The sequence below is a fragment of the Natrialba chahannaoensis JCM 10990 genome (genome assembly GCF_000337135.1).
In the GTDB taxonomy this organism is placed as follows: Archaea; Halobacteriota; Halobacteria; order Halobacteriales; family Natrialbaceae; genus Natrialba; species Natrialba chahannaoensis.
Window position 1 is genome coordinate 1 of sequence record NZ_AOIN01000065.1, and the last position, 26,076, is coordinate 26,076.

The 26,076-nt window shown below is 63.0% G+C and carries 26 protein-coding genes, 2 tRNA genes and 1 pseudogene; 10 read left to right on the forward strand and 19 right to left on the reverse strand.

Annotated elements, in window-relative coordinates; genetic code table 11:
• Window positions 1–110 precede the first annotated feature (110 nt).
• The 3 genes from C482_RS12190 to C482_RS12200 form a co-directional block, all read right to left on the reverse strand.
• Window positions 111–1,877 (reverse strand): glutamate--tRNA ligase, encoded by a 1,767-nt coding sequence (locus C482_RS12190; RefSeq protein ID WP_006167928.1) that lies wholly within the window; start codon window positions 1,875–1,877, stop codon window positions 111–113.
• Window positions 1,878–2,120: 243 nt separating this feature from the next.
• A complete protein-coding gene (gene idsA3, locus C482_RS12195; protein WP_006167929.1) occupies window positions 2,121–3,170 on the reverse strand; it encodes a geranylfarnesyl diphosphate synthase in 1,050 nt (349 codons plus the stop codon).
• A gap of 1 nt (window position 3,171) precedes the next feature.
• Complete coding sequence (locus C482_RS12200) at window positions 3,172–4,524, reverse strand: ribonuclease J (RefSeq protein ID WP_006167930.1); 1,353 nt, start codon at window positions 4,522–4,524, stop codon at window positions 3,172–3,174.
• Between the two features lie 405 nt (window positions 4,525–4,929).
• On the opposite strand from C482_RS12200, the gene C482_RS12205 reads away from it, so the two are divergent.
• On the forward strand, window positions 4,930–7,152 hold the full coding sequence (locus tag C482_RS12205; RefSeq protein WP_006167931.1) for an amino acid permease: 2,223 nt from the start codon (window positions 4,930–4,932) through the stop codon (window positions 7,150–7,152).
• An 18-nt stretch (window positions 7,153–7,170) separates the two neighbouring features.
• On the opposite strand, the gene C482_RS12210 is transcribed toward C482_RS12205, so the two are convergent.
• Entirely contained in the window at window positions 7,171–7,935 is a 765-nt protein-coding gene (locus C482_RS12210) for an isopentenyl phosphate kinase (RefSeq protein WP_006167932.1), read from the reverse strand.
• On the reverse strand, window positions 7,932–8,918 hold the full coding sequence (gene mvk / locus C482_RS12215; protein ID WP_006167933.1) for a mevalonate kinase: 987 nt from the start codon (window positions 8,916–8,918) through the stop codon (window positions 7,932–7,934). Before mvk ends, C482_RS12210 begins: the two co-directional genes overlap by 4 nt.
• Window positions 8,919–9,053: 135 nt before the next feature.
• On the opposite strand from mvk, the gene C482_RS12220 reads away from it, so the two are divergent.
• From C482_RS12220 to C482_RS12245, 6 genes are all read left to right on the forward strand, one after another.
• Window positions 9,054–10,001, forward strand: coding sequence for a phosphate/phosphite/phosphonate ABC transporter substrate-binding protein (locus tag C482_RS12220; RefSeq protein ID WP_006167934.1), 948 nt, complete (start codon window positions 9,054–9,056; stop codon window positions 9,999–10,001).
• A gap of 88 nt (window positions 10,002–10,089) precedes the next feature.
• Complete coding sequence (locus C482_RS12225) at window positions 10,090–10,797, forward strand: phosphonate ABC transporter ATP-binding protein (protein ID WP_006167935.1); 708 nt, start codon at window positions 10,090–10,092, stop codon at window positions 10,795–10,797.
• Complete coding sequence (gene phnE, locus C482_RS12230; RefSeq protein WP_006167936.1) at window positions 10,790–11,734, forward strand: phosphonate ABC transporter, permease protein PhnE; 945 nt, start codon at window positions 10,790–10,792, stop codon at window positions 11,732–11,734. Before C482_RS12225 ends, phnE begins: the two co-directional genes overlap by 8 nt.
• 206 nt (window positions 11,735–11,940) lie before the next feature.
• Window positions 11,941–12,870 carry a thiamine-phosphate synthase family protein gene (locus tag C482_RS12235; RefSeq protein ID WP_006167937.1) on the forward strand — a complete coding sequence of 310 codons (930 nt, stop codon included), beginning with the start codon at window positions 11,941–11,943 and terminating at the stop codon, window positions 12,868–12,870.
• Between the two features lie 171 nt (window positions 12,871–13,041).
• A complete protein-coding gene (locus tag C482_RS12240; protein WP_006167938.1) occupies window positions 13,042–14,259 on the forward strand; it encodes a DUF354 domain-containing protein in 1,218 nt (405 codons plus the stop codon).
• 49 nt (window positions 14,260–14,308) lie between these two features.
• Entirely contained in the window at window positions 14,309–15,361 is a 1,053-nt protein-coding gene (locus tag C482_RS12245) for a glycosyltransferase family 4 protein (RefSeq protein WP_006167939.1), read from the forward strand.
• 24 nt (window positions 15,362–15,385) lie between these two features.
• Here C482_RS12245 and C482_RS22670 read toward each other — a convergent pair whose 3' ends face one another.
• The 14 genes and pseudogenes from C482_RS22670 to C482_RS12310 all read right to left on the reverse strand — a co-directional run bounded on the left by C482_RS22670 (window position 15,386) and on the right by C482_RS12310 (window position 21,938).
• Window positions 15,386–15,514: a hypothetical protein gene (locus C482_RS22670; RefSeq protein ID WP_006167940.1), complete on the reverse strand. Its 129-nt coding sequence runs from the start codon at window positions 15,512–15,514 to the stop codon at window positions 15,386–15,388.
• A gap of 201 nt (window positions 15,515–15,715) precedes the next feature.
• Window positions 15,716–16,507, reverse strand: a complete 792-nt coding sequence (gene rpsB, locus C482_RS12250) for a 30S ribosomal protein S2 (protein WP_006167941.1) — start codon at window positions 16,505–16,507, stop codon at window positions 15,716–15,718.
• Window positions 16,504–17,637 (reverse strand): annotated as a pseudogene (locus C482_RS12255) (phosphopyruvate hydratase). Before C482_RS12255 ends, rpsB begins: the two are co-directional and overlap by 4 nt.
• 3 nt (window positions 17,638–17,640) lie before the next feature.
• Complete coding sequence (locus tag C482_RS12260; protein WP_004213963.1) at window positions 17,641–17,817, reverse strand: DNA-directed RNA polymerase subunit K; 177 nt, start codon at window positions 17,815–17,817, stop codon at window positions 17,641–17,643.
• 14 nt (window positions 17,818–17,831) lie between these two features.
• Entirely contained in the window at window positions 17,832–18,026 is a 195-nt protein-coding gene (locus C482_RS12265) for a DNA-directed RNA polymerase subunit N (protein WP_006167943.1), read from the reverse strand.
• 12 nt (window positions 18,027–18,038) lie between these two features.
• A complete protein-coding gene (locus C482_RS12270; RefSeq protein ID WP_006167944.1) occupies window positions 18,039–18,437 on the reverse strand; it encodes a 30S ribosomal protein S9 in 399 nt (132 codons plus the stop codon).
• On the reverse strand, window positions 18,431–18,886 hold the full coding sequence (locus C482_RS12275; RefSeq protein WP_006167945.1) for a 50S ribosomal protein L13: 456 nt from the start codon (window positions 18,884–18,886) through the stop codon (window positions 18,431–18,433). The genes C482_RS12270 and C482_RS12275 overlap by 7 nt, the downstream gene beginning before the upstream one ends.
• Window positions 18,883–19,236: a 50S ribosomal protein L18e gene (locus C482_RS12280; protein ID WP_004213957.1), complete on the reverse strand. Its 354-nt coding sequence runs from the start codon at window positions 19,234–19,236 to the stop codon at window positions 18,883–18,885. The genes C482_RS12275 and C482_RS12280 overlap by 4 nt, the downstream gene beginning before the upstream one ends.
• A gap of 120 nt (window positions 19,237–19,356) precedes the next feature.
• A tRNA-Leu gene (locus C482_RS12285) sits at window positions 19,357–19,441 on the reverse strand.
• Window positions 19,442–19,598: 157 nt separating this feature from the next.
• A complete protein-coding gene (locus tag C482_RS12290; RefSeq protein ID WP_006167946.1) occupies window positions 19,599–20,348 on the reverse strand; it encodes a DNA-directed RNA polymerase subunit D in 750 nt (249 codons plus the stop codon).
• 3 nt (window positions 20,349–20,351) lie between these two features.
• Window positions 20,352–20,741 carry a 30S ribosomal protein S11 gene (locus C482_RS12295; protein ID WP_004213955.1) on the reverse strand — a complete coding sequence of 130 codons (390 nt, stop codon included), beginning with the start codon at window positions 20,739–20,741 and terminating at the stop codon, window positions 20,352–20,354.
• Between the two features lies 1 nt (window position 20,742).
• Window positions 20,743–21,264, reverse strand: a complete 522-nt coding sequence (locus tag C482_RS12300; protein WP_006167947.1) for a 30S ribosomal protein S4 — start codon at window positions 21,262–21,264, stop codon at window positions 20,743–20,745.
• The gene (locus C482_RS12305) at window positions 21,264–21,782 is read right to left on the reverse strand and encodes a 30S ribosomal protein S13 (RefSeq protein WP_006167948.1); all 519 of its coding nucleotides are present in this window, start codon (window positions 21,780–21,782) and stop codon (window positions 21,264–21,266) included. The genes C482_RS12300 and C482_RS12305 overlap by 1 nt, the downstream gene beginning before the upstream one ends.
• 73 nt (window positions 21,783–21,855) lie before the next feature.
• Window positions 21,856–21,938: transfer RNA gene (locus C482_RS12310), tRNA-Ser, on the reverse strand.
• A 189-nt stretch (window positions 21,939–22,127) separates the two neighbouring features.
• Between C482_RS12310 and C482_RS12315 the strand changes: the two genes are divergently transcribed.
• Genes C482_RS12315 through C482_RS12325 form a run of 3 tightly spaced genes read left to right on the forward strand, consistent with a single transcriptional unit; the run spans window position 22,128 to window position 25,974 of the window.
• Window positions 22,128–23,114 carry a DUF4129 domain-containing protein gene (locus C482_RS12315; protein WP_006167949.1) on the forward strand — a complete coding sequence of 329 codons (987 nt, stop codon included), beginning with the start codon at window positions 22,128–22,130 and terminating at the stop codon, window positions 23,112–23,114.
• A complete protein-coding gene (locus tag C482_RS12320; protein WP_006167950.1) occupies window positions 23,111–25,249 on the forward strand; it encodes a DUF58 domain-containing protein in 2,139 nt (712 codons plus the stop codon). Before C482_RS12315 ends, C482_RS12320 begins: the two co-directional genes overlap by 4 nt.
• Window positions 25,246–25,974: a DUF7519 family protein gene (locus C482_RS12325; RefSeq protein ID WP_006167951.1), complete on the forward strand. Its 729-nt coding sequence runs from the start codon at window positions 25,246–25,248 to the stop codon at window positions 25,972–25,974. Before C482_RS12320 ends, C482_RS12325 begins: the two co-directional genes overlap by 4 nt.
• Window positions 25,975–26,076 lie beyond the last annotated feature (102 nt).

Here is a 26,076-nt window from a genome sequence, read left to right on the forward strand (position 1 = left end):
GCCCACAGCAACTCCGACACACCATCGTCCGCTACCTGCTTTGCGCCGCCACCGTCTCAATTTTCACTGCCGCAATACACAGCACATCCCGCTCACGCAGTTGCGAGCGCCTAGCTGTGCGTATAGTACGCAACCGTCTCGTCGTCCTCGTGTCGATCGATCCGGGCGAAGCCAACACGCTCGAACTGCACTAACTCGTCCGACTCGAGTGCACCCACCTCGGGCTCTGCCTGCCCGGAGACGTCGCCGGTCATTGTCCGCATCCGAACGGGGACGCTCTCGGCTGCCGGCACCCAGTGGACAACGTCGACGTCGCCCTCGCGAACCACGTCGATGTCCTCGCCAGTGTACTGGAGCGTATCGCGGGTGTACTGGAAGCAACCAAGCCCCTTGAGCCAGATGCGCTCCTCGCGGGCCGGCAGGTCGTCGGACTCGAGGAGCACGGCATCGCCGACGGGAATCTCGCGGACGCCGCGTTCCTCGTGATTGGGGTGCAGCGGCGGGTTGGCCTCTGCTGGCGGGCTACCGCCGAGCGGGAGTTCGACGCCGTCGCGAACGAGGAACCGGCGGTCGGTCTCATCGTCGACCAGGTCGCGGTTGTTCGCGTAGACGGAACTCATCGCGAGGTCGACGTCGCTGGTCGAGGTGCCGAGTTCGACCATCGCGTCGACGATTGCCTGACCGCGGATGCCACGCCGGCGCAGGCTCTTGAGCGTCGGTGCGCGTGGATCGTCCCAGCCGTCGAGTTCGCCCTCCTCGATGAGTGCTGAAATCGTCGACGTGCTCACCTTCACGTCGTAGGCATCAACCTGGACGTGGCCCCAGTGGACGACTTCGGGGTACTCCCAGCCGAAGTAGTCGTAGACGAACTGCTGGCGCTTGGCGGAGTCCTGCAGGTCGATACCACGAATGATGTGCGTAATGCCGAGCAGGTGATCGTCGACACCGGACTGGAAGTCGAGCATTGGCCAGCAGCGGTACTCACTTGCCTCCTCGCGTGGGTGGGGCGTGTCGATCATCCGGAAGGCGACCCAGTCACGGAGTGCGGGGTTCTTGTGCTCGATGTCGGTCTTCACACGGAGAACCATCTCGCCGCTCTTGTACTCGCCGGCGACCATGTCCTCGAACTCCTCGCGAACCGTCTCGACGTCTTTGTCGCGGTGTGGGCACGGCTCGCCCGAGTTCTTCAGCTCCGAGAACTCCTCGCCCGAACAGGAGCAGGTGTAGGCTCCGCCCAGGTCGATCAGTTCGCGGGCGTGCTCGTAGTACGTTTCGAGTCGGTCGCTTGCGCGGAAGATCTCGTCCGGTTCGAAGCCGAGGTACTCGAGATCATCGAGGATTGCGTCGTAGGCGTCGAGGTCGGGGCGCTTCGTCTCGGGGTCGGTGTCATCGAAGCGCACACAGAACCAGCCGTCATAGCGCTCGCGGTAGGTGCCGATAACGGCAGGCATGCGGGCGTGGCCGACGTGCCACGGGCCGTTGGGGTTCGGTGCACAGCGCATGCGGATCTCGTCGTCCTCCTCGGCGTCCTGACGAGCCTGCGAGTCAGGGCTCGTGGAGCCTGGCTCCGCGGCGTTGGGGAGGGAGGGAAGGTCGTGTTCGTCTTCCTCGTCCTCGGCCTCAATTTCGGCGAGTTCCTCGGGTGCGAGGTCCTCGAGTCGCCCGCGCTTTTCGTCGTAGGAAAGGTCGTTGACTCGGCCGATGACGCCACCGATGACGCCTGGGATTTCGTCGCCGTGCTCGCGGAAGTCGGGGTTTTCGCCCATCAGCGGCCCCATGATAGCGCCGACGTTGGCGTCGCTTTCGTGTTTGACGGCGTTCAACAGCGCGTGCTTTTCGGCTTCGCGCTCGATCCGTTCGCGGAGATCGTCGTTCATTACTGGAGGGTATTCGTGCACGGACCAAAACCTCCGCGGTGTCGGGCCGTGCGGTTCGGATTGATTTGGGTTGGTACAGGTCCGTTCAGGCTGGGACGTGTAGAGGGGGAGGCCAGCACACACTGGTTCCAGCGCAGTATCGTCTTACACGAGTAACTGCCTCAGTCAGGACCTGAAGGTCATGAACAGGGAGCAACAGCAGAAGGTAGTGTGATTGTGGTGGTCCGTGTGCGAGCCAGCGGATCAGTAGCCGCGTTCGATCAGATAATCCGCAATCTCACACAGCAACTCGCGCGCTTCGTTGTCCGGCAGGACATCGAGACGATCTTTCCCCTGTTCGACCAGATCGCGTGCCGTCTCGTTGGCGTAGCTGATCGAGCCCGCCTCCTCGAGTTCGGCCACAGCGTCGTCGATCTCCGCCTCAGTGACGGCGTCGACATCTTCGGTGTCGACGAGGCCCTCGATGTCGACGCCCTGGTCGCGGGCGTGGACGGTGATGAGAGTCTGTTTCTCCTCGACGAGGTCGCTACCACGCTGTTTGCCGAGTTTGTCGCTCGGAACGGTCAGATCGAGCACGTCGTCCTGGATCTGGAAGGCACGGCCGATGTCGAGGCCGTAGCCGTACAGTGCGTCGATTGTCTCCTGGTCGGCTCCCTGCAAGATTGCCGGGAGGCAGGCCGACGCTGCATAGAGGACGGCGGTCTTCTGTTCGACCATCTCGAGGTACTCCTCGGGCGCGACGCTGTCGCGCTTCTCGAAGGTGACGTCGAGCGCCTGGCCCTCACAGATCTTCGTACAGGTCGTCGCAAGCACGTCGAGTGCGTCGACAGTCTGTGACGGATCTGCGCCGGTCTCGAGCATGATCTCGAACGCCTTCGAGTAGAGCGTGTCGCCGGCCAAGATAGCCGTCTCGAGATCGTACTCGCGGTGGACAGCAGGGACACCGCGACGCAGGTCGTCGTCGTCCATGATATCGTCGTGGATCAGCGTGAACGACTGGATAACCTCGACGCTAACTGCAGCGTCCATCATGTCGATTGTCTCGCCCTGGAGTGTCGGGAACGATCGGTAGTCAGTCGACAGCGGCTCGACGTCTGCGAGTGCTTCGGCCGTCGCCAGCAAGACGGTTGGACGCAGTCGTTTGCCGCCCGCATCGAGCAGGTACCGCGAGGCTTCGTAGAGCCGTTCGGGCTGTTGTACCGGAAGCTCTTCGGGAATCGCCTCGTTGACGAGTTCCCGTCGCGCTCGGACCGCCTCGAGTACCGTCTCTTCTCGTGCCTTGGAGGTCGTCATATCACTCGACAAGCTGGATGAGGTTGCCGTTGCGCGAGACGTGGATGTCCCGTCCCATCTGGTACCCCTCGCTCTCACAGAGCTTGACGTAGCCCGACAGTCCCTTTAGGTCCTGGTGGGCCGGAATGATGTTCTGGGGCTGCAGTGCGTCGAGCATCGCGTAGTGGCCTTCCTGATTGAGGTGGCCGGAAACGTGGATGTCGTCGTAGACGCGAGCGCCCTGCATGCCCAGCAGCTTTTCGGCCTGGTAGCGCTGGCCCTCGTTGGTCGGCTCCGGGATAACGCGAGCGGAGAAGACGACCTTGTCGCCGTCGTCCAGTTCATACGGCGTCTCGCCGCGGGCCATGCGGGTAAGCATCGCACGTGGCTCGCCCTGGTGGCCCGTCACGACGGGCAGGTAGTTCTCCTTGCCTTCGTTCATGATCCGCTTGAACGTGCGGTCGACGGACTTGCGGTGACCGAACATGCCGAGGTCGTCCGGGAAGTCGACAAAGTCGAGTCGCTCTGCGGTGCCGGAGTACTTCTCCATCGAGCGTCCGAGGAGAACCGGCTGTCGGCCGATGTCCTTGGCGAACTCGACAAGGCTCGTCACACGCGAGATGTGACTCGAGAACGTCGTGGCGACGATGCCGCCGTCGTAGTCCTCCATGCTGTAGAGGACGTCCCGGAGGTGTTCGCGGGCGACGCTCTCGGAGGGGGTCCGGCCCTTCTTGTTCGCGTTGGTACAGTCCTCGATGTAACAGAGGACACCTTCACCTTCGCGACCGATCTCGCGGAAGCGCTCCATGTCGATGGGGTCGCCGAGCACCGGCGAGTGGTCCATGCGCTTGTCCAGCCCGTAGACGACTGCGCCTTCGGGCGTGTGCAGGACAGGGTTGATCGCGTCGATAATCGAGTGGGTGACGTTGACGAACTCGAGGTCGACCTTGCCGGAGTCGCCGATCGACATCGTTTCGCCGGCGTCCATCTTGATCAGGTCGTTTTCGACGCCGAACTTCTGCTCGCCTTCGATCTGCTGTTTGACCAGTTCGATCGTAAAGGGCGTCGCGACGATGGGTGCGTCGTAGCGGTGGGCCAACTTGGAGATGGCACCGATGTGGTCTAAGTGGCCGTGCGTCGGCACGATGGCCTGCACGTCGCCCTCGAGGTCGCTCATGATCCGGTCGTCCGGAATTGCGCCCATGTCGATCAGGTCGAGACTGTGCATCCGCTCGGTTTCGACGTTGTCGTGGATGAGAACCTGCGAGAGGTTCAGCCCCATGTCGAAGATAACGACGTCGTCACCGGCGCGAACGGCAGTCATCTGCCGTCCGACTTCTTCGTAGCCGCCGATTGTTGCGATTTCGATTTCCATAGTTCGTAGCACTGAAAGCCGCGTATTGACTCTCACCGAAACAGTCCGCGGACTCCTGCTCGTATGGCCCCGGCATCTTACAGCGCGTCGGCCATCCCGCTATGCGTTCGTATAGTGGCGGTGTAACGACGGCGTTCGTCGGTAGTACCGCCCCGAAACGCACTTGCCCGCGGGTTTCGCTACTGGCACCTAGACGCCCGGGTGTTAAAAACGCAGTGGGTTGGAAACCTACCCGTACTCGGCTCGGTACCAGTGGTCACTGTCCGGGAGTGTACTGTGTTAAAACTGAACGACTGTCCCACAAGTAGCTGTTTTCACGGCAATATTTTCATTCTCGTTCAGAATATCGCCCACTCGATTCCGAGATGCGAACCTTTCTAACCTTCCGTTCAGAATACGTGTGTAATGGCGAAGGATCTCGAACGCGACCTCGGTCTGTTCTCCGTTATCGCAATCAGTATGGGCGCGATGATCGGTAGCGGCATCTTCATCCTGCCTGGCATTGCGATGGCCGAAGCCGGACCGGCGGTTATTCTCTCGTTCGTGATCGCTGCAATCCTCGTCGTGCCGGCCGCGCTGAGTATTGCCGAACTCGGAACGGCGATGCCCGAGGCCGGCGGTGACTACGTTTTCATCGAACGCGGGATGGGTCCCGCCGTCGGGACGATCGCTGGCCTCGGCACCTGGCTCATGTTGATGCTAAAGGGTGCACTCGCACTCGTCGGCGGCATGTTCTACCTCGAAGCCGTGATTGCTCTCCCGAGTATCGAGGCAGTCGCGGTGACGTTCGCGCTCATTTTGATCGCAGTCAATCTGGTCGGCGTCAAACAGACCGGTGGCTTGCAACTGGTTATGGTCATCATCATGCTTCTTATCCTCTCAGTCTTCGTCGCCGGTTCGATCATTCGTGTAGAGGGCGCGAACTACGATCAGTTCTTCAGCGAGGGAATGGGCGGAGTGTTCACTGCAACCGCAACGGTGCTCGTCTCCTATGCCGGCGTCACAAAAGTCGCCGCCGTCGCCGAGGAGATCGAAAACCCTGGCCGCAACCTCCCGCTCGGCCTGCTCGCCTCACTCGTCGCGACCTCGCTCCTCTACGCGCTGCTCGTCTTCGTCCTCGTCGGCGTCATCGAAGGCGAGACGCTCGCCGGCGAAGAAGCGCCGATGGCGGAGGCCGTCGACGTCCTCTTCGGGGAACTGTTCCTGTTCGCGATCGTCCTTGCGGCCCTGCTCGCACTCGTCAGTACCGCGAACGCCGGCATCCTGACCGCTTCACGCTATCCGCTCGCTCTGAGTCGCGACAACCTCTTTCTCGACGTTTTCGAGTACATCCACCCGCGCTTTGCGACGCCTATCGTCGCCATCGTCACCACGGGTGCGTTCATGATCTTCGCGATTCTCACGCTCGACGTCGAACAGATTGCCAAGTCCGCCGGCGCGTTCCAGATTCTCGTCTACATTCTCGTCTGTGGCGCACTGATCGCGTTCCGCGAGCGCGATCTCGAGTGGTATGACCCCGACTTCTACACGCCGGGCTATCCGTGGGTCCAGCTCTTCGGTATCGTCTCCGGCGTGTTCATCATCGGCTGGATGGACCTGCTGCCGATCGCCGGCTCGATCGGGATTGTCATCTTCGGCTACGTCTGGTACAAGTGGTACGCTGAGTCGCGCGTCGAACGGGAAGGTGTTGCCAAGGGCCTCGCACGCCGACAGGCCGGTCGACAGTTCGTCCGAGACACCGAAGAACAGCTTGCGGACGACGACAAGTACGAGGTGCTCATCCCGATTCGTCGCGACGTGACCAGGGAGCAAGAAGACGCGCTGATCCAGCTCGCCGCACCGATTGTCCGCAGACAGGGCGGCCGAATCCGCGTGATTCGTTTCGACGAAGTCCCCGATCAGGTGCCCCTCGACACCGCGGCCGAGGAGCTCACCCCCGAGGACGCCGAGTTCGAAGAGCGAACCGACGACTTGGTCCGCTACCTCGAGATCCCCGTCGAAGTCGGCGAAATCGTCAGCCACGACACCCGCCACGCGGTTGTCAACTTCGCCGAGCGAACCGGGGCCGACCTCGTGCTCGCCCGGCAAAAACCGGCGAGTCGGCTCGACACACTCTTCGGACGCGACACCGACTGGATCATGGAACACGCCCCCTGTGACGTGGTCTTCGTCCAGCACGAACAGCCGATCGAGCTGGAGGAAATCGCGATCGTCACCGATCGCAGTCCGTTCAACGACCCTCTTAAAGTCGAACTCGCTGACGCGATGGCCGACATCCTCGATGCCCGCGTCCGGTTCATCTTTACCGTCTCCGAGGGTGCTTCTGCGGAACTCGAGGAGACGATCGAAGAGTACCACGCCGAACTCGACGACCTCTGTACCGTTCCCGTCGACTCCTCGATCCTTCAAACGAACAATGCGATCAGCGATCTGACCACGGAACTCGAGTCGGCCCAGCTCGTCATGCTGAGTACGATGACCCATCGTCGACTGCCGGACCTGCTCATCGAACAGCGTTCGGACCGGATCGCGGCTTCGATCGAGGGACCAGTGTTGCTGGTCCATTCGAAGAAAACGCGCCGTGGGTCGTTCCTCCGACCGATTCTGGATCGGGTGCTGTTCGACTGAGATCAAGCTTCTCAGTCCTCAGCGAACCGTCGTCCCGGGCTCGTCACCCGCCAGGAACGGTTCGATGTCGCCGAGACCGAAAATAGACGCCTCCGGCTCGAGTTCGAGCAGCGCCTGTACCTTCGCGGCCATCCCGCCCGTTACGTCCGTGGCCTCGCTCTCACCGAGAATATCTGCGACGGCATCGAACGACGCGATTTCGGGCACAACCTCGTCCGCATCGTCGAGGACGCCGGGTACCGTCGAGCAGAGGCCGATGCGGTCCGCATCGAGACTTCGCGCGAGATCGACGACCAGTTCGTCGCCGCTGACGACGGTGACGCCCTCGCCGGCGTGTGCGACGAGATCACCGTGAAGGACGGGGACGAAGCCTTCCTCGACAAGCGTGGAAACCTGCTGACTCGGCAGTGTGAGGTCGCCGTCCGAATCCCGATGGGCAGTGGAAAATGGGTGGACCGGCACCGCCGGCACATCGTACTCGAGTAGTCGGCTCAGAACGAACTCGTTGAGCGTCGTCATCGCACCGTGGATATCGTGGACGGCTGCTGGGTCGTGGCTTCCAGCGGTCGTCGTCACGCCGTGTTCGCTTGCGTTGTGATGGCCGAAGCTGCCGCCGCCGTGGACGATGACGAGTTCCTCGATAGCGTCGCCGTCACTGTCCCCGTCTCCAGTTTCGAACGCGGTTGAAACGGCCGCTGCTGCCGCTGTGAGTGACTTCCCATCAAGCGTCTCCGGGCGGTCTTTCTCCGTAATCGCACTCCCGCCGAGTTTCAGGACGATCATTCGATCCGTCGCACCCCTTCTTCTGCGAGTTCGGCACGAAACGCGTCCTCACAGCCAGGCGTGAACGAGAGGGCTGTCTCGGTCTCGTCCGTTGGGTCCAGTGTGACGATGCAGCCACCGCCGCCGGCCCCTGTGAGTTTCGCGCCGTAAGCACCGGCGTCACGAGCCGCCCATACCATCGTATCGAGCGAGCGTGAGGAGACGCCAAGCGCTGAGAGGAGCCCGTGGTTGAAGTTCATAAGTCGACCGAGTTCCTCGATGTCGCCGGCAGCGAGTGCTTTCTCGCCGTTTCTGACGACGTCGCCGATCGTCTCGACGGTGTCTGCGGCGAACTCGTACTCGTCGCGGAGGGTGCGTACGCCCGCGACGAGCTCGCCGGTTTCGCCAGCACCGCCGTCGAAACCGATCACGATCGGCAGATCCGGCGCATCGAGTGAGCGACAATCGTCGCCCTCGACGCGGACCGCGCCGCCGGTCGCCGAACAGAACGTATCCGCGCGGGAGGCTTGCCCGTCCTGGACGTCGTACTCCGTCCGGTAGGCTCGTTCGGCGAGTTCCGCGGGCTCCAGCGTCGTGCCGAGTGCGCGTGTCCCGGCGTCGATGGCGGCGACGACGACAGCCGCGGAAGAGCCGAGTCCGGCTCCCAAGGGAATGTCGCTCTCAATTGTTACGTCGAAGCCGACATCGTCCTCGCCGGTCACGTCGCGGACCTGTTCGATTGCGCTGTCGACGTACTGTGTCGCGGCAACGAGCAGCGACTCGGAGACGTCGATATCAGGGCGTCCACCGGCATCCCCACCGTACTCCACTGTGAAGCCGTCCAGGCTGAGGTCGTCCGCGTGGACGCGAAGTTTGCTGTCGTCGCGTCGTTCGACGCCGACGCGTGCCCGTACCTCGATCGCACACGGGACGGCCGGTTCGCCGTAGACCACCGCGTGCTCCCCGAAAAGATAGACCTTGCCAGGGGCGCTCGAGACTGTCATAGCCGGCCGTTCGTCCGACGATGATTAATACCTATTCACTCGTTTCGATCGAAACTGCTCGTCTCCCCGTTCGACACCATTGACACTTACAGCGCTATTCGTGACTGTTATCCCTCGGTGGTTCCGAGTAACAGTATGAACCGGAGAACCTATCTCGGCGCAGTTGCGGGCGGACTCGCAGCGACCAGTGCGGGCTGTCTCGGCGGCTTCGGCGACTCGGATATCGACGAGGCAGAACACCCTGTCGGCGCGTGGGCGGACGGATCGATCGAGTTCGGACTCCCGCCGTTCCAGGATGCAGAAGAACTGCAGACGCAGTACGCCGGAACCTTCGAGTGGCTCGCAGACGGATTCGACGGCGTCGACTCTGTCGAGGGAACGCCGACAACGGACTACAGCAGCGTCGTTGAGAGCGTCGTCAACGGCCACACGGAACTGGCGAACCTCTCACCGATCATCTTCGTCCTCGCACAGGAAGATGGCGTCAACCCACTCGGTATCAACTGGTCTCACGGCTCTGACTCATACTACACGTACATTGCAACCAGAGCCGAGACTGACATCGACTCGATCGACGATCTGGAAGGCAAAACGATCGCGATGGTCGACCCAATGTCCGCGAGCGGTGGCATGTTCCCCCGATACACGCTCAGCGAAGCCGGTCTCCACGCAGGCGACCTCGAAACCGAGCCCGAAGATTTCGATATCGAGTGGTCGTTCGGCCACGACGCTGCACTCACCGCACTCGAGAACGGTCACGTCGACGCTGCGGCGTACGGTGACTTCCAGCACCCTGAGAGTGACGAGATTGTCAAAATTGCAGAGAGTGAGCCGATTCCGTTCGATGTCGTCGTCGCCAAACCCGAGACGCCGGACGAGGTGCGCGACGAACTCGCAGCACGATTGGTTGCGACGCCTGAGGAGGCACTCGAGGACCACCGGGTCGACGAGTACGGCGAGTTCGATCCCGACCTGTACGACGGGGTTCGCGACGTTGCCGAGGAGATGGGTGTGGATATCGAGACGCTGGATGCGGCAGAGACGGAAGAAGAAGAAGCAGACGAGGACGAAGACGACTCGTAGAAAACGAAACGAAACCGAACTGTAGCCCTACTACGCACGAGCACCGGAATCACTGGCTCACAGCACTCTTCCGACCACCACAACCACCATGCTCACCGTCACCGGTCTCGAAAAACACTACGACAGCGCCACGGCACTCGAGAACGTCACCTTCGAGCTGTCGCCTGGGGAACTCGCCATCCTCGTCGGACGGTCGGGTGCCGGCAAGACGACCTTGCTGCGGTGTCTGAACGGGCTCGAACGCCCCGACGCGGGCTCGATTCGACTCACAGATGAGCTACCGGAGCCGACGGATATCGCGCTTGTCTTCCAAGAGGGCGCGCTCCTCGACAGCAAGTCCGCACTCGAGAACGTCCTCGATGGCGGGCTCGGGCGGGAGGCAGGCTGGCGAGAAGTGCTCGGGTGGCACGCGCCGGCGGAAAAGCGGGCCGCGGTCGAACGACTGCATGCAGTTGGGCTGGCTGGTGACGCGGACCGACGCGTCGGCGAGCTCTCGGGCGGTGAGCGCCAGCGTGTCGGTATCGCACGCGCACTGCAGCAGGAGCCCGCGGTTATTCTGGCCGATGAACCGGTTGCATCGCTCGATCCGGCGACGGCCCGCGCTGTACTCGACCAGCTAGGGGCGCTCGTTCGCCGGGAGCAGGTCGTTGGACTCGTCAGCCTCCACCAGCCACGGCTCGCCCAGGAGGTCGCGGATCGCTACCTCGCACTCGAGTCCGGTCGGCTCACGCTTGATGCGCCAGCGGCCGAGGTCGAGCCGGATCGAATCGCAGAGGTGTACGATGGGGATGGATGAGTCCAGTTCGGAGAGGCGTGCGGACGCTGCTGTGGACTCGATCGACCAAATGTCGGACTCGACACCGGGGTCAGGCCCGAACACTGCCGAGGAGAGCGTGACTGTTGACCGCGAGTTCAACCGGATTCAGCGTCGCTGGCGGCGGCGTCTGTTCGTCCGGGCCGCAGTGTTCCTCACGCTTCTCGCTGTCGTCCTTGCGACCGCACGGTGGATGGGATTCGATCTCGCCTATCTCTACGCCCATCGTGACAATCTGCGCGATGTCCTGGTAGAGGAGATGCTCGCGCCGGCACAGCTCTGGGCACAGTTACAGGGCGATGCCCCGACGCTCATCCCGGCGACACTCGAGACGCTCGCGATTGCGGGCGTCGGCACGGCGATCGGATTGCCGTTTGCTGTCTGTTTCGGACTGCTCGCAGCGAGTAACGTGACGCCGCGGGTGGTCCACGCACCGGTCCGACTATTCCTGGGCGGGGTTCGTGCGGTACCGAGCATGGTGTATGCACTTTTGTTCGTGATTCTGGCCGGGCTCGGACCAGTTGCCGGGACGCTGGCGATTGCGATGGGCACAATCGGCGATCTGGGGCGACTGTTCGCCGACGAGATGGAAGAGATCGACGCCACGCCGGTCGAAGCGGTCGCCTCGAGCGGTGGCGGGTTGGTGGCGACGACATCGGCGGCTCGAGTCCCACAGGTCGCAACCGCGTACGTCGCCTGGGTGTTGTTTTACCTTGAAATCAACGCGCGAAAGAGTTCCGTGCTCGGAATCGTCGGTGCTGGCGGGATCGGGTATCCGCTGATTATGGCGTTCAACGCGCGAAATTATACGCGAGTGATGGCTGCGATTGTTGCGATTCTCGTTCTCGTCGTGAGCGTCGAATTCGTCGCGAATCGCATCAGAGATCGGCTCGGCGCAGATCGGCGGTCGACGCAGTAATTCCAACCGCGAGCTCACACTGACCGCGCACATCAAATACCGTCTGGAGAACTCTTGGTCGAGTCCGACCTGGTGTCGGCTCTGTTGTTTCGTTTACGCCGCCACACCAGATTGCATCAGACCACGCACAGCACAACCGAGACACGGAGTAAGCCCTGTCCCGCCGAGGAGGCGACTTTAAGCCGGTGACGTTCGAACCCGGTGGTATGACCCTCGTCTTGCCGAGCGAACTCGTCGTCGATCGGTTTCTGCCGACAGTTCGTGCGATGCTCGCGACCCAACTCGCCGAACGCGGGATGACCCAGCAGGAAATCGCCGCCAATCTCGGTGTGACGCAGGCAGCAGTGAGCAAGTACGTAAGCGGTGCAAACGGCGGCGACGACCGCTTTCGTGAGGACCCCGAGACGATTGCAACGGTCGATCGAATCGCCGACGGCCTCTCGAGTGGCGAGATGGACGGCTACGACGCGCTCGCCGAACTGCTCTCGCTCGTGCGAACGCTCGAGGACCGCGGCCCGATCTGTGAACTCCACGAGGAGGAGATGCCCGAACTCCAGGGACTTGGCTGTGACCTCTGTGTTCGCGGCTTCGACCCTGACGTGCGCGCCGAACGAGACGTACTCGCCACCGTCCGTACGGCCGCACGAACGCTCGCGTCGACGCCGGGCATGGCAGCGCTCGTCCCGAACGTCGGCACGAACATCGGCATGGCGCTCCCCGAAGCACGCGACGAAACCGATGTCGCTGCCATTCCTGGTCGCATCTACGCAATGAGCGGGCGCATCGAAATCCCCGCAAATCCCGAGTTCGGCGCGTCGAAACACGTCTCGACAGCGGTTCTCGCTGCGCTAGACACCGATGCCGATGTCCGCGGCGCGCTCAACATTGCGACCGACGACGACATTCTCGCGGCCGCCGAGGACTTGGGCTACGAACCACTCGAGTTCGACGCGGAGTACGAGGACCGTGGGACTCACCTCAGGGAGCGGTTCGCAGAGCGAGGTGGGGTGCCACGGGTCGCCTACCACCGTGGTGCGTTCGGGATCGAGCCGACGACGTTCGTGTTCGGCGGCACGGCCGAGGATGCAGTCACGTTGCTCGGCGAGTTGGTCGACGAAGCGGCGGACGGGCAGTAGTGGCGTTAGGTCACGGTGACAGAGAGGACAGTTCCCGCACCGCAGTTCACCTCGTTTTGACACTGTTTCACGACTGTTTCACACCCCTGACAACCGTTTCAGTAGACGCGACTGTTCTATCGAGTGGCTAGTAATAGCCACTGAGCGGGACGGCTGAACTGAGAACACACGATGGACATCGTGATCACGATACAGCACGCGGCGAACGTGCACTTCTTCAAGCACGTCGTGGGCGAACTCGAGTCAGCGGGCCACGACGTGTTCGTGTTCGCCCGCGAGAAGGGCGTGGTGGGGGAGTTACTCGACGCCTACGAGATCGACCACGAACTGCTCTGCGGGGAACCACGGGGATGGCTCAGTCTCGGGCTGACACAACTCTGTTACGAGGCTCGTCTCTTCCGCCGAGCGCGAGCGATCGACCCGGACTACATCCTGACCAGCCACGGTATCGCCGCAACCCACGTCGGGACACTGGTCGGTGCCGAGAGTCACGTCTACATCGACACCGAGACGGCAATCAACGACGGCAACCGACTCACGATCCCGTTTACGGACGTGCTCTACACACCCGATAGCTTCCGCGAGACCGCCGACGCCGAGCACGTCAGGTATCCCGGCTACCACGAACTGGCGTACCTCCACCCCGACCGGTTCGACCCCGATCCGGATCGGCTACGCGCCCACGGCGTCGATCCCGATGAACGGTACGCCGTCCTCCGCCTCGGTGCGTGGAACGGCAACCACGACATTGGGAAACGAGGAATCTCGGCCGCCGGCCGACACGAAATCGTCGACGAACTCGCCGCCGACGGCCGCGTCTTCGTCGCCGACGAGGGAGACGGCCCGCTACCGACCGGTGCGGAACCGCTCCCCGTCCCGCCGGCTGACTTCCACCACCTGCTCGCGTTCGCCGACCTCGTCGTCGGCGAGGTCGCGACGACGACACTCGAGGCCGGCCTCCTCGGCACGCCAACCGTTCGGATCAGCCCCTTCGCGGGAGCCTCAGAGATGGGGAAGTTCCGCGAACTCGCGGAGTACGGGCTCGTCCGCTCGTTCCACACGGCTCACGAGACGGCGGCGATCCGTGAACTGACACGACTCTACCACGATCCGAGCGCCGCGTCGAACTGGGCAGACAGACGCGAGGCGCTGCTCACGACGAAAATAGATGTCACACAGTATCTCCTCAGCCAGATCCTCGCGGATGTGCCTGAGCCGACGCCGGACGATCAGGATTCGGGACCGACGCTGACGGCAGCCGATTCATCGTTCGGCCCCAAGCCAGACTTCGGAACGGATGCCGGATCTGGTCCCTCACACCACCCAGGATCACGAGCCGGAAAGGAAACTCCACCGCGGCCAGATCGTCCGTCCGTGAACCGAAACTGAATCTGCATGTGAATCTGAATCTGTACCCCGACACCACCACCCCTACACCATGATACGCATCCTGAGTCTCACCACAACCGCCTGGCGAAGTTTCTACCAGTCACAGCGCACTGCACTCGAGTCCGCCGGCGTCTCGGTCACGACCCTCCCGGTCCCGGGCGAGCACCGCGCGGTCGACGATGAGGTTCGCCAGCGGACGATGGTCGACTACGCCCGATACCTGCCACAGGTCCTCCGGGAAGCCCGCGGCGAGTACGACCTGATTCATGCCAACTACGGATTGACGATCCCCTTTGCGCTGGCCGCGTCGAGATGTGCGGAGATCGGTCGGACGGGACGGGCGAACGGACGACTCCCCGTCGTCTGTACCCTCTGGGGTGGCGAGTATCGCGCTAATCCCTACGAGCCGCTGATCAGACGCGCCGTTGCGCAAGCCGATCGTGTGATCGTCCCCTCGAATGCCATGGCCGAGCGCGTCAAGCATCCCTGCGACGTGATTCCGTTTCCGGTCGACACCGACATGTTTCGGCCGATTCCGAAAGCCGAGGCTCGCGAGCAGATCGGCTGGGACCAGGACACGAAGATCGTTCTCTTCCCCTATGCCCCCTCGCGAGACGAGAAGAACTTCCCGCTCGCCAGGCGGGTAGTTGATCGTGTAGAGAGGGGACTCGAGTCCGACTCCAATATCGTCCTCAAAACCGTCGCCAATCAACCCTACGAGGAGATGCCCACCTACCTGAACGCTGCAGACACAGTCATCCTCACCTCGCGCTTCGAAAGCGGCCCGATGACTGTCAAGGAAGCCGCCGCGTGCAATACCCCAGTCGTCGCGCGTGACGTTGGCTTTGCGCGGGACGTGCTTGGGGATGTATCGAACTCACCAGTCACGCTCGGCGAGGAACAGCTAGTGCGTGAATTGGCGAGGGTACTCGAGTCCGGCGAGCCCTCGGATGGCCGGGAAAAACTCGCCTCGTATACGGCGGAGACGATGGGCGAACGGCTCCGGTCGGTGTACGAACAGTGCCTTGGAGGAGAGAGCGGACGGCGGCGCAGTCGGTCAGTACAGCAGACGAGCGTGCACTCGTCTTCGTATGGAGATTGACCATACTAACCCGTGCTGGCAGCACTAGAACAGCGCGAACGCCACACCGCGGTAGAGCAACCCGAGCACGAAGACTGCGATCAGCGCGCCGGTCGCGAGGATGACTGCGGGCGGAAGTCGTTCCTCTTCGAAGGAGAACAGCAGGTCGTTCATCTGATATTCGTATTCGGTGTGGGTCCTACCTAATTCCTTCGCTCGCCAGTTGGAATGGTAGTTATAGTTGTAAGTACGTTGTTCGCATCTGCTTGCGAAGCGCGACAACGGCTATGTAGAGAACAACCGCTAGCGCATGGACTGGAACGACAAAGAAAACGGCCACAACAGCGCCGGAACGAGAAACTGTTCGAAACTACGTTAGACGCCGCTCTCGAAGTCTTCGAGCGAGTAGGACGGTTCTGCGCCGCGCTGATCGAGGACCTCGTTTGCGAGCAGCCAGTAGACGACCGAGAGGGCCTTGCGACCCTTGTTGTTCGTCGGGACGACGAGGTCGACGTTGCTGACCTGGTTGTTCGAGTCACACATCGCGATGACTGGGATCCCGACCGTGATCGCCTCTTTGACTGCCTGGGCGTCACCGATCGGGTCAGTGACGACGACGACATCGGGTTCGATGTAGCCGTCGTACTTGGGGTTGGTCAGCGTGCCCGGGATGAAGCGGCCGGTGCGGGCGCGAGCGCCCACAGCTTCGGCGAACTTCTCTGCCGGGAAGCGACCGTACTGGCGCGAAGACGTGACCAGAATCTGTTCTGGATCGTAGTTCGAGAGGAAGTCCGCAGCCGTGCGGATACGGCCGTCGGTCTTCGAAACGTCGAGGACGTAGAGACCGTCGGTGCGGACGCGGTGGATGAACCGCTCCATGTCGTTGGTCTTCTGCTGGGTACCGATGTGAACACCGGCACCGAGGTAGTCCTCGACGGGGATGAGCAGGTCGGCCTCCTCGTCGGACATTACGTCGTCGTCGAGGGTTGGACCGGCGTCTTCCTCCGTAGCTGGTTCTGCCTCGGCGTCAGCCTCAGCGGACTGTTCGTCAACTGGCTCGACGTCTTCCTCGGGATCGGCGGCGGGGCCAGCACCTTCTGCTGGCTCCTCGTCGATCTCCTCTTCGGCAGCGTCGAGCCCTTCCTGGGTTGCGTTGTCGTCTGTCATGTCGCGTCGTCTGCGATTCTGATGAGCTCGTTGAGCTTGGCAGTTCGCTCGCCGCCGACGGCACCCGTCTTGATGAACGGTGCGTCGGTCGCGACGGCGAGGTGTGCGATCGTCGTATCCTCCGTTTCGCCCGATCGGTGTGAGACGACCGAGTCGTAACCGTTCTCGGTCGCGAGTTCGATCGCTGTCTCTTATACACATCTCTGATGGCGCGAGNNNNAGAGATGTGTATAAGAGACAGCACCAACTCTGTCCGTGAGGTCGGCAAACGCCTCGTAGTCGTTCTCGTCGAGCGGATCCTCAACGTAAACGAGATCGTACTCGTCGACGAGGTCGGCGATGTACTCGATCTGCTCGTCCGTGTCGCGGCTGATGCCTGCTGACTCGTACTCGTACGTTTCCGAGTCGGCGTCGTACATCTCGGCCGCGGCAACGTCGAGTCCGAATCGGATCTCGAAACCAACGTCGTCTTCGACCTCCGAAACCGCCTCGTCGACGATTTCGAAGGCGTCCTCGTCGTCGATCGATGGTGCCCACGCACCCTCGTCGCCCTTGCCCGACGGAACGTCACGCTCCTCGAGTAGATCTGCGACAGCGGCGTGGACGGCTGCGTTCGCGAAGACGGCGTCAGCGACGCTCGGTGCGCCGACGGGTGCTGCGAGGAACTCCTGAATGTCCGTTGCGTCTGCGGCGTGTTCACCGCCGCCGACGACGTTGCCGAGTGGAATCGGGAAGTTCTCGCCACGGAAGGCACCACCCAAGTGCTGGAACAACGGTGCGCCGAGCACGTCGGCACCGGCCTTCGCGGCGGCCATCGAGATGGCGACGGCGCTGTTTGCACCGATTTTCGAGAAATCGTCCGTGCCGTCTGCGGCGTGCAGAATCGAGTCGACCTCGCGCTGGTTGCCAGCGTAGGCCTCACCGACGAGTCGCGGAACAGCGTGTTCGCGGGCCGCGGCGATCGCCTCGGTGGGCGGTCGCTCGACGGCTTCGTACTCGCCGGTGCTGGCACCACTCGGTGCTGCGGCACGGCCGAAGCCGCCACTCTCGGTGAGGACGTCGGCTTCGACTGTTGGATTCCCACGCGAGTCGAGCACACGTCGGAGTCGGACATCGGTGATGAGCGTCATCGGTTACTCGCCTCGCTTGACCGTAAACGGCAACACGCCGGCGTCGTACTCCTCGGCGGCGATCAGGATCGGCTCGGTCTGATCGGATTCGGTCAGCACCGGTGCGCCGTAGGAGACCTGCAGTGCTCGTGCACCGAGGATACGGGCTTTCTCGTAGCGGTTGTGGCGTTGTTGTTGCATTGTTGCTGTTGCTGTTACTGGTAAGGGGAGACGACGTCGACCAGGTCAGTGTGACTGACGAGCATGCGCCGACAGCAGTAGCGGTCGACACCGAGTTCGTCGAGGACCTCCTGTGGGTCCTCGTCGCCCTCGTTCGCTCGTTCGTCGAACTCTTCCCAGTGTTCGCCGACGACCGTGCCACAGGTGAAACACCGAACCGGTACCATCATCTGTGAATCACCTTAGCGGTAGGACTTCTGGTAGCGGGCCCGAGCGCCGGGGCCGCCCCACTTCTTTGGTTCGGACTGGCGAACGTCGTTGACCAGCAGCGAACGGTCGAACTCCATGAACGCGTCGCGGAGTTCGGCGTCGTTCGAGTGCTGGACGATGCCGCGTGCGATAGCGGTGCGGACGGCGTCTGCCTGACCGCTGATACCGCCACCTTCGACGCGGACGTCGATGTCCACACCGTCGCGCAGGTCGTCACCTGCGATGCGGAACGGCTCGAGCATCTTGAGCCGGGACATCTCGGGTTCGACCAGTTCGACTGGCTTCGAGTTGATACGGACACGACCCTCGCCCTCGCTCACGGTTGCGCGGGCAACGGCCGTCTTCTTCTTGCCACTCGTGTTGGTTACCATGTAACGTTAGCACCGAGTTGGTCGGAGACTTCGCCCAGGTGGACGAAGCGGATGTTCGAAAGTCGGTCCAGGGACGTGTCATCGAGGATCTCGGCCTCGCGGTCGTCGTCATCCTCGTACGGGTTGCCGACGTAGACACGAACGTTGTCGAGCGCTTCGCGGCCGCGTGGCTTCTTGTACGGCAGCATGCCACGGACGGAGCGCTTGAAGATCGTGTCCGGTCGCTTCGGGTAGTACGGCCCGCTGTCGGACCCCAACTGGAGTCGCTTGCGGTAGGTCCCGAAGATATCTTCCTTGTCGCCGGTGATGACGGCGTCTTCGGCGTTGACGATTGCGACGCGCTCGCCGTCCAGGGCGCGCTGGGAGACCTGACTGGCGACGCGACCGAGAATACAGTCGCCGGCGTCGACGACGATATCTGCGTCGAACTCTGCGATGCTTGCGCTCATCGAATCACCCGTACGTTTGCCCCATCTGGGTTCTCTTCGAGCACGTGCTCGAGTGGTACTGTCTCGCCGACCTGGTCGATCTTCGTCTCTGCGGACGAGGAGAAATCGACGGCGGCGACGGTAACGTTCTTCTGTAGTGCGCCGGAGCCCAGCACCTTGCCGGGAACGACGACAGTCTCTTCCTCGCGTGCGTATCGCTCGATACGGCCCAGGTTTACCTCAGCGTGGGTGCGCCGGGGCTTTTCGAGACGATCCGCAATATCCTGCCAGACATCGGCGTCCGTTTCGCGGGACGTCGACTTCAGCTCGGCGATAAGATCGTTGAGCCTCGGATTGGTCTTGCTACTCATTGGTTTCCTCCAAATCTGCATGATCGACACGAAAGACGTGTCGAGTGGAATCGATGATCGACGATCGCTGCTCGACGCTGTGTCGAACGCGATGACCGATACACTGTTGACGAGAAGTGATGCAGGGAGCAGGATTTGAACCTGCGGACTCCTACGAGACAGCGCCCTGAACGCTGCGCCGTTGGCCTGACTTGGCTATCCCTGCTCGCACTTCCGTCTACCCGTCGCCCCTTCAAACCCCTTTCGATTCCAGCTTCTCCGCGTCCGCGAGTGCCAGCAGCGGCCTCGCTGCTCACGGCACCACCGCTGAAGGCGAACTCGCGGTCGTATCGGTTGGATCGGGGGCGTGGGTTCATCTGTCGTTATAGCTGTACTGCGTTTTCGAGTTCAGTCGCGCGCGATTCGATCGTATCGGCGGCGCGTGTGACCAGCTCCTCGACCGAGAACGAGCCGTCCGTCTCCACGTGGAAGACGAACGAATTTGGCACGTCCTCGAGTGTGACTTCCTGACCGGGATACCGGTTCGAGAGGTCGTGGTCGAACTCGCTCGTTGGAACGAGTTCGCCGTCCTCTTCGATGACACCGCGAACGATGCGGCGGTCTGGCTCCTCGAATTCAGGAAGGTCCTCGACAGCGGCGACACGCTGTAGGTGGCGGTAGCCGACTGCGACACCGCCCTGGTGTTTTGCGTGATCTTTGCCGCGGTCGAGCACGGCGTCCGCCTCGGCCTCGAGACGCTGTCCGTCTTTGAGGTCGATGATCGGGACGTTCTCGTCTGCGGGCTGAACGAGGTCGTCGCTCGAGACGAGATCGCCCGAGTAGGCGGTTGCTGGCCCTTCGACGTCGATCGAGAGCGTCACGGTGTCGTCCTCGACGAACTCGCCTACAGGCGGCGTCGTCAGCGGAACGAGCCCGAGTCGAAGCGCGAGCTGCTCGTCGAACATGACCGACGAGTTCTCGACGAATCGAACGGTGTCGATCGCCATCGTCGGCACGTCTGCAAGCATCGCGCGTCGAATCCCGTTGGCGAACGCGGGCGTGATGCCCTGGACGAGGAATCGTGCGTCACGGTCCTCGCGTTCGACGAACTCGACGTCGTACTCTGCACTCATGATCTAGTAGCCGCCCTTTCCTTTGGGTGCGCGCGATCCGTCGTGTGGGATCGGCGTGACGTCCTCGATGCGGCCGATCTCGATGCCCGAGCGGGCGAGTGCGCGGATCGTTGCCTGCGCGCCTGGACCGGGGGACTTCTGGAGGTTGCCGCCAGGGCCACGCACGCGAACGTGCAGACCCGTGATGCCGGCAGCCTTGACCTCTTCGGCGACGGATTCTGCCATCTGCATTGCGGCGTACGGCGACGCCTCGTCGCGGTTCTGCTTGACGGCAGTTCCACCGGAGGACTTCGTAATCGTCTCCGAGCCCGTGAGGTCCGTCACGGTCATGATGGTGTTGTTGAACGATGCGTGCACGTGGGCTACGCCCCACTTTTCGTCGTCCTGACTCATGTTACTGACCCTCCGCTCGCTCTGGGTGGAGGTCGTCCGCGAGTGGGCTGGTCTCGTCGAACGCGACGAGGTCCTCCTCGTCGACGTCGACGACGTACGATGGAACACGGTGGCGCTGGTCACCGACGACCACGTGGCCGTGGACGATGAACTGGCGCGCCTGCTGTGGCGTGTTCGCGAGACCCTTGCGGTAGGCAACCGTCTGGAGACGGCGTTCGAGGACGTCCTCGATCTCGAGCGACAGAATGTCGCCGAGTTCGTCAGCCTCGTCGAGGATGCCGACGCGCTTCAGGCGTCCGAGGAACTCCTCGGAGCGGCGCTGGACTGCCTCGTCACCCTGTGCCTGGCCGAGCAGGTCACGAGCCTCGCGCCGGTAGGAGCGAAGCTGAGACTGTGCTCGCCAGAGCTCTTCTTTGTTCGACAGGCCGTAGCGGTCGAGCAGGGAGTGCTCGGTGGAGATCCGTTCACCCTGATATGGGTGGTTCGGCGTCTCGTACTGCTTGGTGTCGGTTCCGAGCGGCATTATTCGTCACCCTCCTCGTCGGCCGCTTCCTCGGCCTGTTCTTCGCGGATCTCTTCGACGTTGACTCCGATGGTGCCCTCCGTACGACCGGTGGACTTGGTACGCTGTCCGCGGACCTTCTGGCCGCGCTTGTGGCGGGTACCTTTGTAGGAGTCGATCATCTTCATCCGGTTGATGTCGTGCTGACGGCTCAGCTGGAGATCGTTGCCGATCTCGTGGGTTGTTTCGCCGCTGTAGAAGTCGTTCTGGCGGTTGTTGAGCCAGTCTGGAACTTCCTCGGCGTAGTTTTCTACGAGTGTAACGACCTCGTCGATGACGTCCTCGTCGAGTCGGCCGAACGTCGCCGTTCGGTCGACACCCGCTTTCTCGGCGATGAGTCGGGCGGTCCGGCGACCGATCCCGTTCATCTCCGATAGCGAGCGCTCGACGGACTTCGTCCCGTCAAGGTCGGTTTGACCGATGCGGACGAAGTACTGAAGGTCTTCGTCCTCTTGCTCTTGGGGTTCTTCCGCGCTCATATGTCGTGTATCAGTGTCTGATCTGCAGCGGTGCAATCGACTGGCAAAGGAGGCCAGTCTCGGGTATATCCGACGTCGTGGCGGGGATTCGAACCCCGGAGGCTTGACGCCACATGGTTAGCAACCATGCGCCTTGGGCCGCTTGGCTACCACGACACCGTGTCTCTATCATCGCCCTCTCGGACTCGGGGACTGCGTCCCCTACACGTATCGCACTCGAAGGTACCCCCGTCGGGTACTTAAGCGCAACGAAAGGTGGCGACGAACCGCTTCCCTCGCAGGATATTCTCACACACGAGCCATGAACTCACTTATTACCGATGCAACACAAGAACCGCACAATCGGTGTCCAGAAACAACCTCCTCGTCCGAGTGCTCGCCGCCATCGGCGGCATCGTCGCAGTCGCCCTCGTCGCTGCGACGATCGACTCGCCGTTCGAAACCGGCGGCTCGGGCGGCTCCGCACCTGGCAGTGGTAACGGCGAGGGTGGCGGTGATCCCATCGAGCAGCCGCCGCCTCCAGAGGACCCCGCAACCCCTCCTGAAATTCCGACGTTTCTCGAGTACCTCATCTACGCAATCGTCATCATCGGCGTGATTGCAGCGGTCTGGTATCTGCTCGCGAACCGCCGCGAAGCAGTCAAACTGATTGCTGTCGGCCTCGTGATGGCCCTCATCGGAATAGCGATCGTCTACCTCTTTCTCGGGGCGGGTGATCCATCGGCCCCTGGCGAGATGATTCCAGGCAGCGAGAACGGCGACCCGGCGGCTTCCGGCGACGGTGACGGCGAAAGAACTGACCTTGTCCCGACGAACGCACTGGTCGCCGTCCTCGCGATCATCACGGCGATTTTCGTCGCTGGTGTGTTCTTCACGCGCGGCACGGGCGAGGATCGCAAACCGAGCGAGGAGCCAGCAGTTGCCGACGACGATCACCAACAGAACACAGATGCCATTGCCGTCGGCTCCGCCGCCGGCCGCGCCGCAGATCGGATCGACGACACGGATGATGTCGACAACGAAATCTACCGCGCCTGGCGTGAGATGACCCAACCGCTCGATGTCGACCGACCCGAGTCGAGCACCCCCGGCGAGTTCGCTACTGCCGCCACCGACGCCGGGCTCGACCGACAGCACGTCGACGAACTCACACGCCTGTTCGAGGACGTTCGCTACGGGCCCACCGAGACGACACCCGAACTCGAGAACCGGGCCGTTTCAATCCTCCGTGAAATCGAATCGACCTACGGTGATGACAGCCCCAGTTCGGCGGCTGCCGGCCACCAGACAGGGCCGACTGGCTCCCACTCCGACGGAGGGACCGACGAATGAACAGACGTCGAACAGTACTCCTGCTTGGCCTCCTCGCACTTGCGGTCGGGATTGCAGTCTCAGTCGGAGTACTCGAGTTCTCCCTCACGGAGACCGCGATTATGGGCGTGGGTTTGCTTGCGGTGTTGATCGGGCTTCGTGCGCTCGGACTGCGCCGGGGACTCGAGCGCTCGCCCGGCTCTGCGAGGGCCGAACCCGAACGGCGGGCGGCAGTCCCGGTGCCAGGCGAGTCGTTTTCTCAGTCGCTCGCTGCCTTCCGGCGGGCGACGGACGGCTACGCGGTCCGGGGTCGACAGACGGTTGACAGCCTTCGGGCTGCGGTCGTCGCAGTCTGTACGCGGTTTCGCGGTGATTCGGTGACGGAGGCGACCGAGCGAATCGAGCGCGGAAACTGGACGGACGACCAAGTCGCCGCTGCCTTTCTCTCGGAGTCGGTCAAAGTACCGTCGCGGTCGATACTGGATCGAGTCCGAACGGCCGTCAATCGGGAACCGAGCTTTCAGCGCAGTGTTCGACACACCGTCGCCGCGATTGCGGCGGTCGGATACGATGGAACGAGCGCCACCACTTTTGCCGGTACCGAGGACGGAAGCGGAGACGAAGGCGATACCAAACGCAATCGGGGTGCCGACAACAGTTCCGATTCGAGCGACAAGGCCGCAGCGAACACCGACGATGACACCACAGAACGCTCGCTGCCGACGTACGTCTACCAGCCCCGTTCGGCCACCAGCAGTGACAGCGACGACCCGCCACGCCGAACCACAGACAACACCAACACCAACACCAACACCAACACCACCGACGGCATCTCGACGCTCAGAACCCGACAGACGGGCTACTGGACTGGCATCGGTGCCGTCGCTCTGCTCGCCGTCGGCATTGGCACGCTCGCAGAAGCGCCGGGCGTCGTCCTCGCCGGCGTTGTCGGTATCGGCTACGCCGGCTTCGCCCGCGCGTTCGACCCACCCGAGCCCGAACTCGCCATCGAGCGTACCCTGAGCGACGACGACCCCGATCCCGGCGACGAGGTCGAGGTCCACGTCACGCTCACGAACACGAGTTCACGGTTCGTCCCCGACCTCCGCTTTGTCGATGGCGTCCCACCTGGCCTCGCCGTCACCGACGGCTCGAGTCGCCTCGGCACCGCGCTCCGGCCCGGCGAGTCGGTGGGACTCGAGTACACCGTCACTGTCCAGCGGGGGAAACACGAGTTTGATCCCGCGCTCGCACTCGTGCGCGACCTCTCGCGGTCGGCTGAGTGCGAGTACGTCGTTGAAGCCGAGACGACAGTCGTCTGTGAGCCCGAGCTTCGGCCGGTTGCTGCGCCGGTTCCGCTTCGCACGACGGCTGCCTCCTTCGCCGGTCGGCTGACGACTGCGGAGGGCGGAACCGGAACGACGTTCCACTCCGTTCGAGAGTACCGACCGAACGACCCGCTCTCGCGTATCGACTGGAATCGGCGGGCGAAGACCGGCGACCTTGCGACCCTCTCGTTTCACGAGGAGCGGGCAGCTAGCGTGGTCGTCCTCGTCGACGCACGAAAGCGGTCGTTCCTCGCACCCGAACCCGACGCTGCCCACGCCGTCGATCGGTCCGTCGCCGCAGCCGGTCGCATTGCCGCCTCACTGCTCGCCAAGGGCGACACCGTGGGACTGGCGGGAATCGGTCCCGTCGGCCGCGACGGAACCGCGTCGGCTGCGTCGATGTCGGAGCCGTGCTGGCTCGCTCCAGCGTCGGGACGAGATCACGAGATTCGGTTTCAGGAGTTACTCGCGACACACCCGCAGTTCGACACGATGCCGCCAGCGGAGGAGAGCCGGTGGCTCTCGCAGTTGCGGACGATTCGCCGACGGCTCTCGGCGGAGACGCAGATCCTGTTGCTCTCGCCGCTCTGTGACTCGATGGCCCCGACGATTGCCCGCCGACTCGATGCGCGCGGCCACGCCGTGACGGTCGTGAGCCCCGATGCGACGACTGATCGGACGATCGGCCACCAGCTCGCAGCGACCGCCCGCCGTGTTCGCCGGTTCGACCTCCAACAGGCGGGAATTCCGGTCATCGACTGGCAATCGACGGACTCGATCGACGAAGTGTTCGCTCGCCACGCGGCGGGGCGTGGTGGTCGCCGATGACGTCGACACTGCAGACGGAGGCCCACACGGGAGACCAGTCCGCACCCGCGACAGCGACTGATGACGGCGCGACATCGGCCGGTGAGCACCCCCCAGCGGACGACCGGACGGGAACTGGGTCTGGAGCCGGCACCGATGACGACGCCGGCCCCGTCTCACTCACCCGCAAACCGACGGTCTTCTCGAGTAGCTGTGCGTTCGCGGCTGCGTTCGTCGCCGCTGCAACGACGCTCTTCGTTCCGGGGACTGATGCGGCGGTGTTCGGCGTTGCCGTCCTCGGCGCACTCGCGCTCGGTGTCGGCCTCCTGCGAGGACGGCCGCAGGTTATCGATATCGGCGCGCTGGTCATCTTCGCGACGCTCATCCTTGCTGGCATCGAAACGCCCACGGTTGAGCCGCTGATCGTCGGCACCGTCGCGACGGTCCTCGCCTGGGACCTCGGCCACAGCGGGCTCGATCTCGGTGCCCAGCTCGGTCGGGAGGCGCGAACGATCCGACTCGAGATCGTCCAGCTCGGCTCGAGTCTGCTGGTCGGCCTGCTCGCGGGAACGATCGGCTACGGCGTCTACGTCTTCGGTGCGAGCGGCCAACCGACTGGTGCGGTCGCGCTGCTGTTGCTCGCGGCTGCGCTCATCACGGTTGGACTGGGCGCAAATCGGTCGCGCAGTTCGGGTCGGCGAGGACGTGGTAGGCGTGGCGGGACACGGAATCGGCGGTCGCGCTAGCGGAAACCGAACTGCTTGACGTCCTCCCCGCGCTGAAGCGCGAGGATTCCCGACCGCGTTGGGATATTTAAGGTCTACGAGCGGACTTGTTTTCGAGGTGCG

What these genes read in the sequence shown, in the direction of transcription:
- C482_RS12190 (WP_006167928.1), bottom strand. Translation starts at nt 1,877, where the DNA reads ATGAACGACGATCTCCGCGAACGGATCGAGCGCGAAGCCGAAAAGCAC.
- idsA3 (WP_006167929.1), bottom strand. Translation starts at nt 3,170, where the DNA reads ATGACGACCTCCAAGGCACGAGAAGAGACGGTACTCGAGGCGGTCCGA.
- C482_RS12200 (WP_006167930.1), bottom strand. Translation starts at nt 4,524, where the DNA reads ATGGAAATCGAAATCGCAACAATCGGCGGCTACGAAGAAGTCGGACGG.
- C482_RS12205 (WP_006167931.1), top strand. Translation starts at nt 4,930, where the DNA reads ATGGCGAAGGATCTCGAACGCGACCTCGGTCTGTTCTCCGTTATCGCA.
- C482_RS12210 (WP_006167932.1), bottom strand. Translation starts at nt 7,935, where the DNA reads ATGATCGTCCTGAAACTCGGCGGGAGTGCGATTACGGAGAAAGACCGC.
- mvk (WP_006167933.1), bottom strand. Translation starts at nt 8,918, where the DNA reads ATGACAGTCTCGAGCGCCCCTGGCAAGGTCTATCTTTTCGGGGAGCAC.
- C482_RS12220 (WP_006167934.1), top strand. Translation starts at nt 9,054, where the DNA reads ATGAACCGGAGAACCTATCTCGGCGCAGTTGCGGGCGGACTCGCAGCG.
- C482_RS12225 (WP_006167935.1), top strand. Translation starts at nt 10,090, where the DNA reads ATGCTCACCGTCACCGGTCTCGAAAAACACTACGACAGCGCCACGGCA.
- phnE (WP_006167936.1), top strand. Translation starts at nt 10,790, where the DNA reads ATGGATGAGTCCAGTTCGGAGAGGCGTGCGGACGCTGCTGTGGACTCG.
- C482_RS12235 (WP_006167937.1), top strand. Translation starts at nt 11,941, where the DNA reads ATGACCCTCGTCTTGCCGAGCGAACTCGTCGTCGATCGGTTTCTGCCG.
- C482_RS12240 (WP_006167938.1), top strand. Translation starts at nt 13,042, where the DNA reads ATGGACATCGTGATCACGATACAGCACGCGGCGAACGTGCACTTCTTC.
- C482_RS12245 (WP_006167939.1), top strand. Translation starts at nt 14,309, where the DNA reads ATGATACGCATCCTGAGTCTCACCACAACCGCCTGGCGAAGTTTCTAC.
- C482_RS22670 (WP_006167940.1), bottom strand. Translation starts at nt 15,514, where the DNA reads ATGAACGACCTGCTGTTCTCCTTCGAAGAGGAACGACTTCCGCCCGCA.
- rpsB (WP_006167941.1), bottom strand. Translation starts at nt 16,507, where the DNA reads ATGACAGACGACAACGCAACCCAGGAAGGGCTCGACGCTGCCGAAGAG.
- C482_RS12260 (WP_004213963.1), bottom strand. Translation starts at nt 17,817, where the DNA reads ATGCAACAACAACGCCACAACCGCTACGAGAAAGCCCGTATCCTCGGT.
- C482_RS12265 (WP_006167943.1), bottom strand. Translation starts at nt 18,026, where the DNA reads ATGATGGTACCGGTTCGGTGTTTCACCTGTGGCACGGTCGTCGGCGAA.
- C482_RS12270 (WP_006167944.1), bottom strand. Translation starts at nt 18,437, where the DNA reads ATGGTAACCAACACGAGTGGCAAGAAGAAGACGGCCGTTGCCCGCGCA.
- C482_RS12275 (WP_006167945.1), bottom strand. Translation starts at nt 18,886, where the DNA reads ATGAGCGCAAGCATCGCAGAGTTCGACGCAGATATCGTCGTCGACGCC.
- C482_RS12280 (WP_004213957.1), bottom strand. Translation starts at nt 19,236, where the DNA reads ATGAGTAGCAAGACCAATCCGAGGCTCAACGATCTTATCGCCGAGCTG.
- C482_RS12290 (WP_006167946.1), bottom strand. Translation starts at nt 20,348, where the DNA reads ATGAGTGCAGAGTACGACGTCGAGTTCGTCGAACGCGAGGACCGTGAC.
- C482_RS12295 (WP_004213955.1), bottom strand. Translation starts at nt 20,741, where the DNA reads ATGAGTCAGGACGACGAAAAGTGGGGCGTAGCCCACGTGCACGCATCG.
- C482_RS12300 (WP_006167947.1), bottom strand. Translation starts at nt 21,264, where the DNA reads ATGCCGCTCGGAACCGACACCAAGCAGTACGAGACGCCGAACCACCCA.
- C482_RS12305 (WP_006167948.1), bottom strand. Translation starts at nt 21,782, where the DNA reads ATGAGCGCGGAAGAACCCCAAGAGCAAGAGGACGAAGACCTTCAGTAC.
- C482_RS12320 (WP_006167950.1), top strand. Translation starts at nt 23,111, where the DNA reads ATGAACAGACGTCGAACAGTACTCCTGCTTGGCCTCCTCGCACTTGCG.
- C482_RS12325 (WP_006167951.1), top strand. Translation starts at nt 25,246, where the DNA reads ATGACGTCGACACTGCAGACGGAGGCCCACACGGGAGACCAGTCCGCA.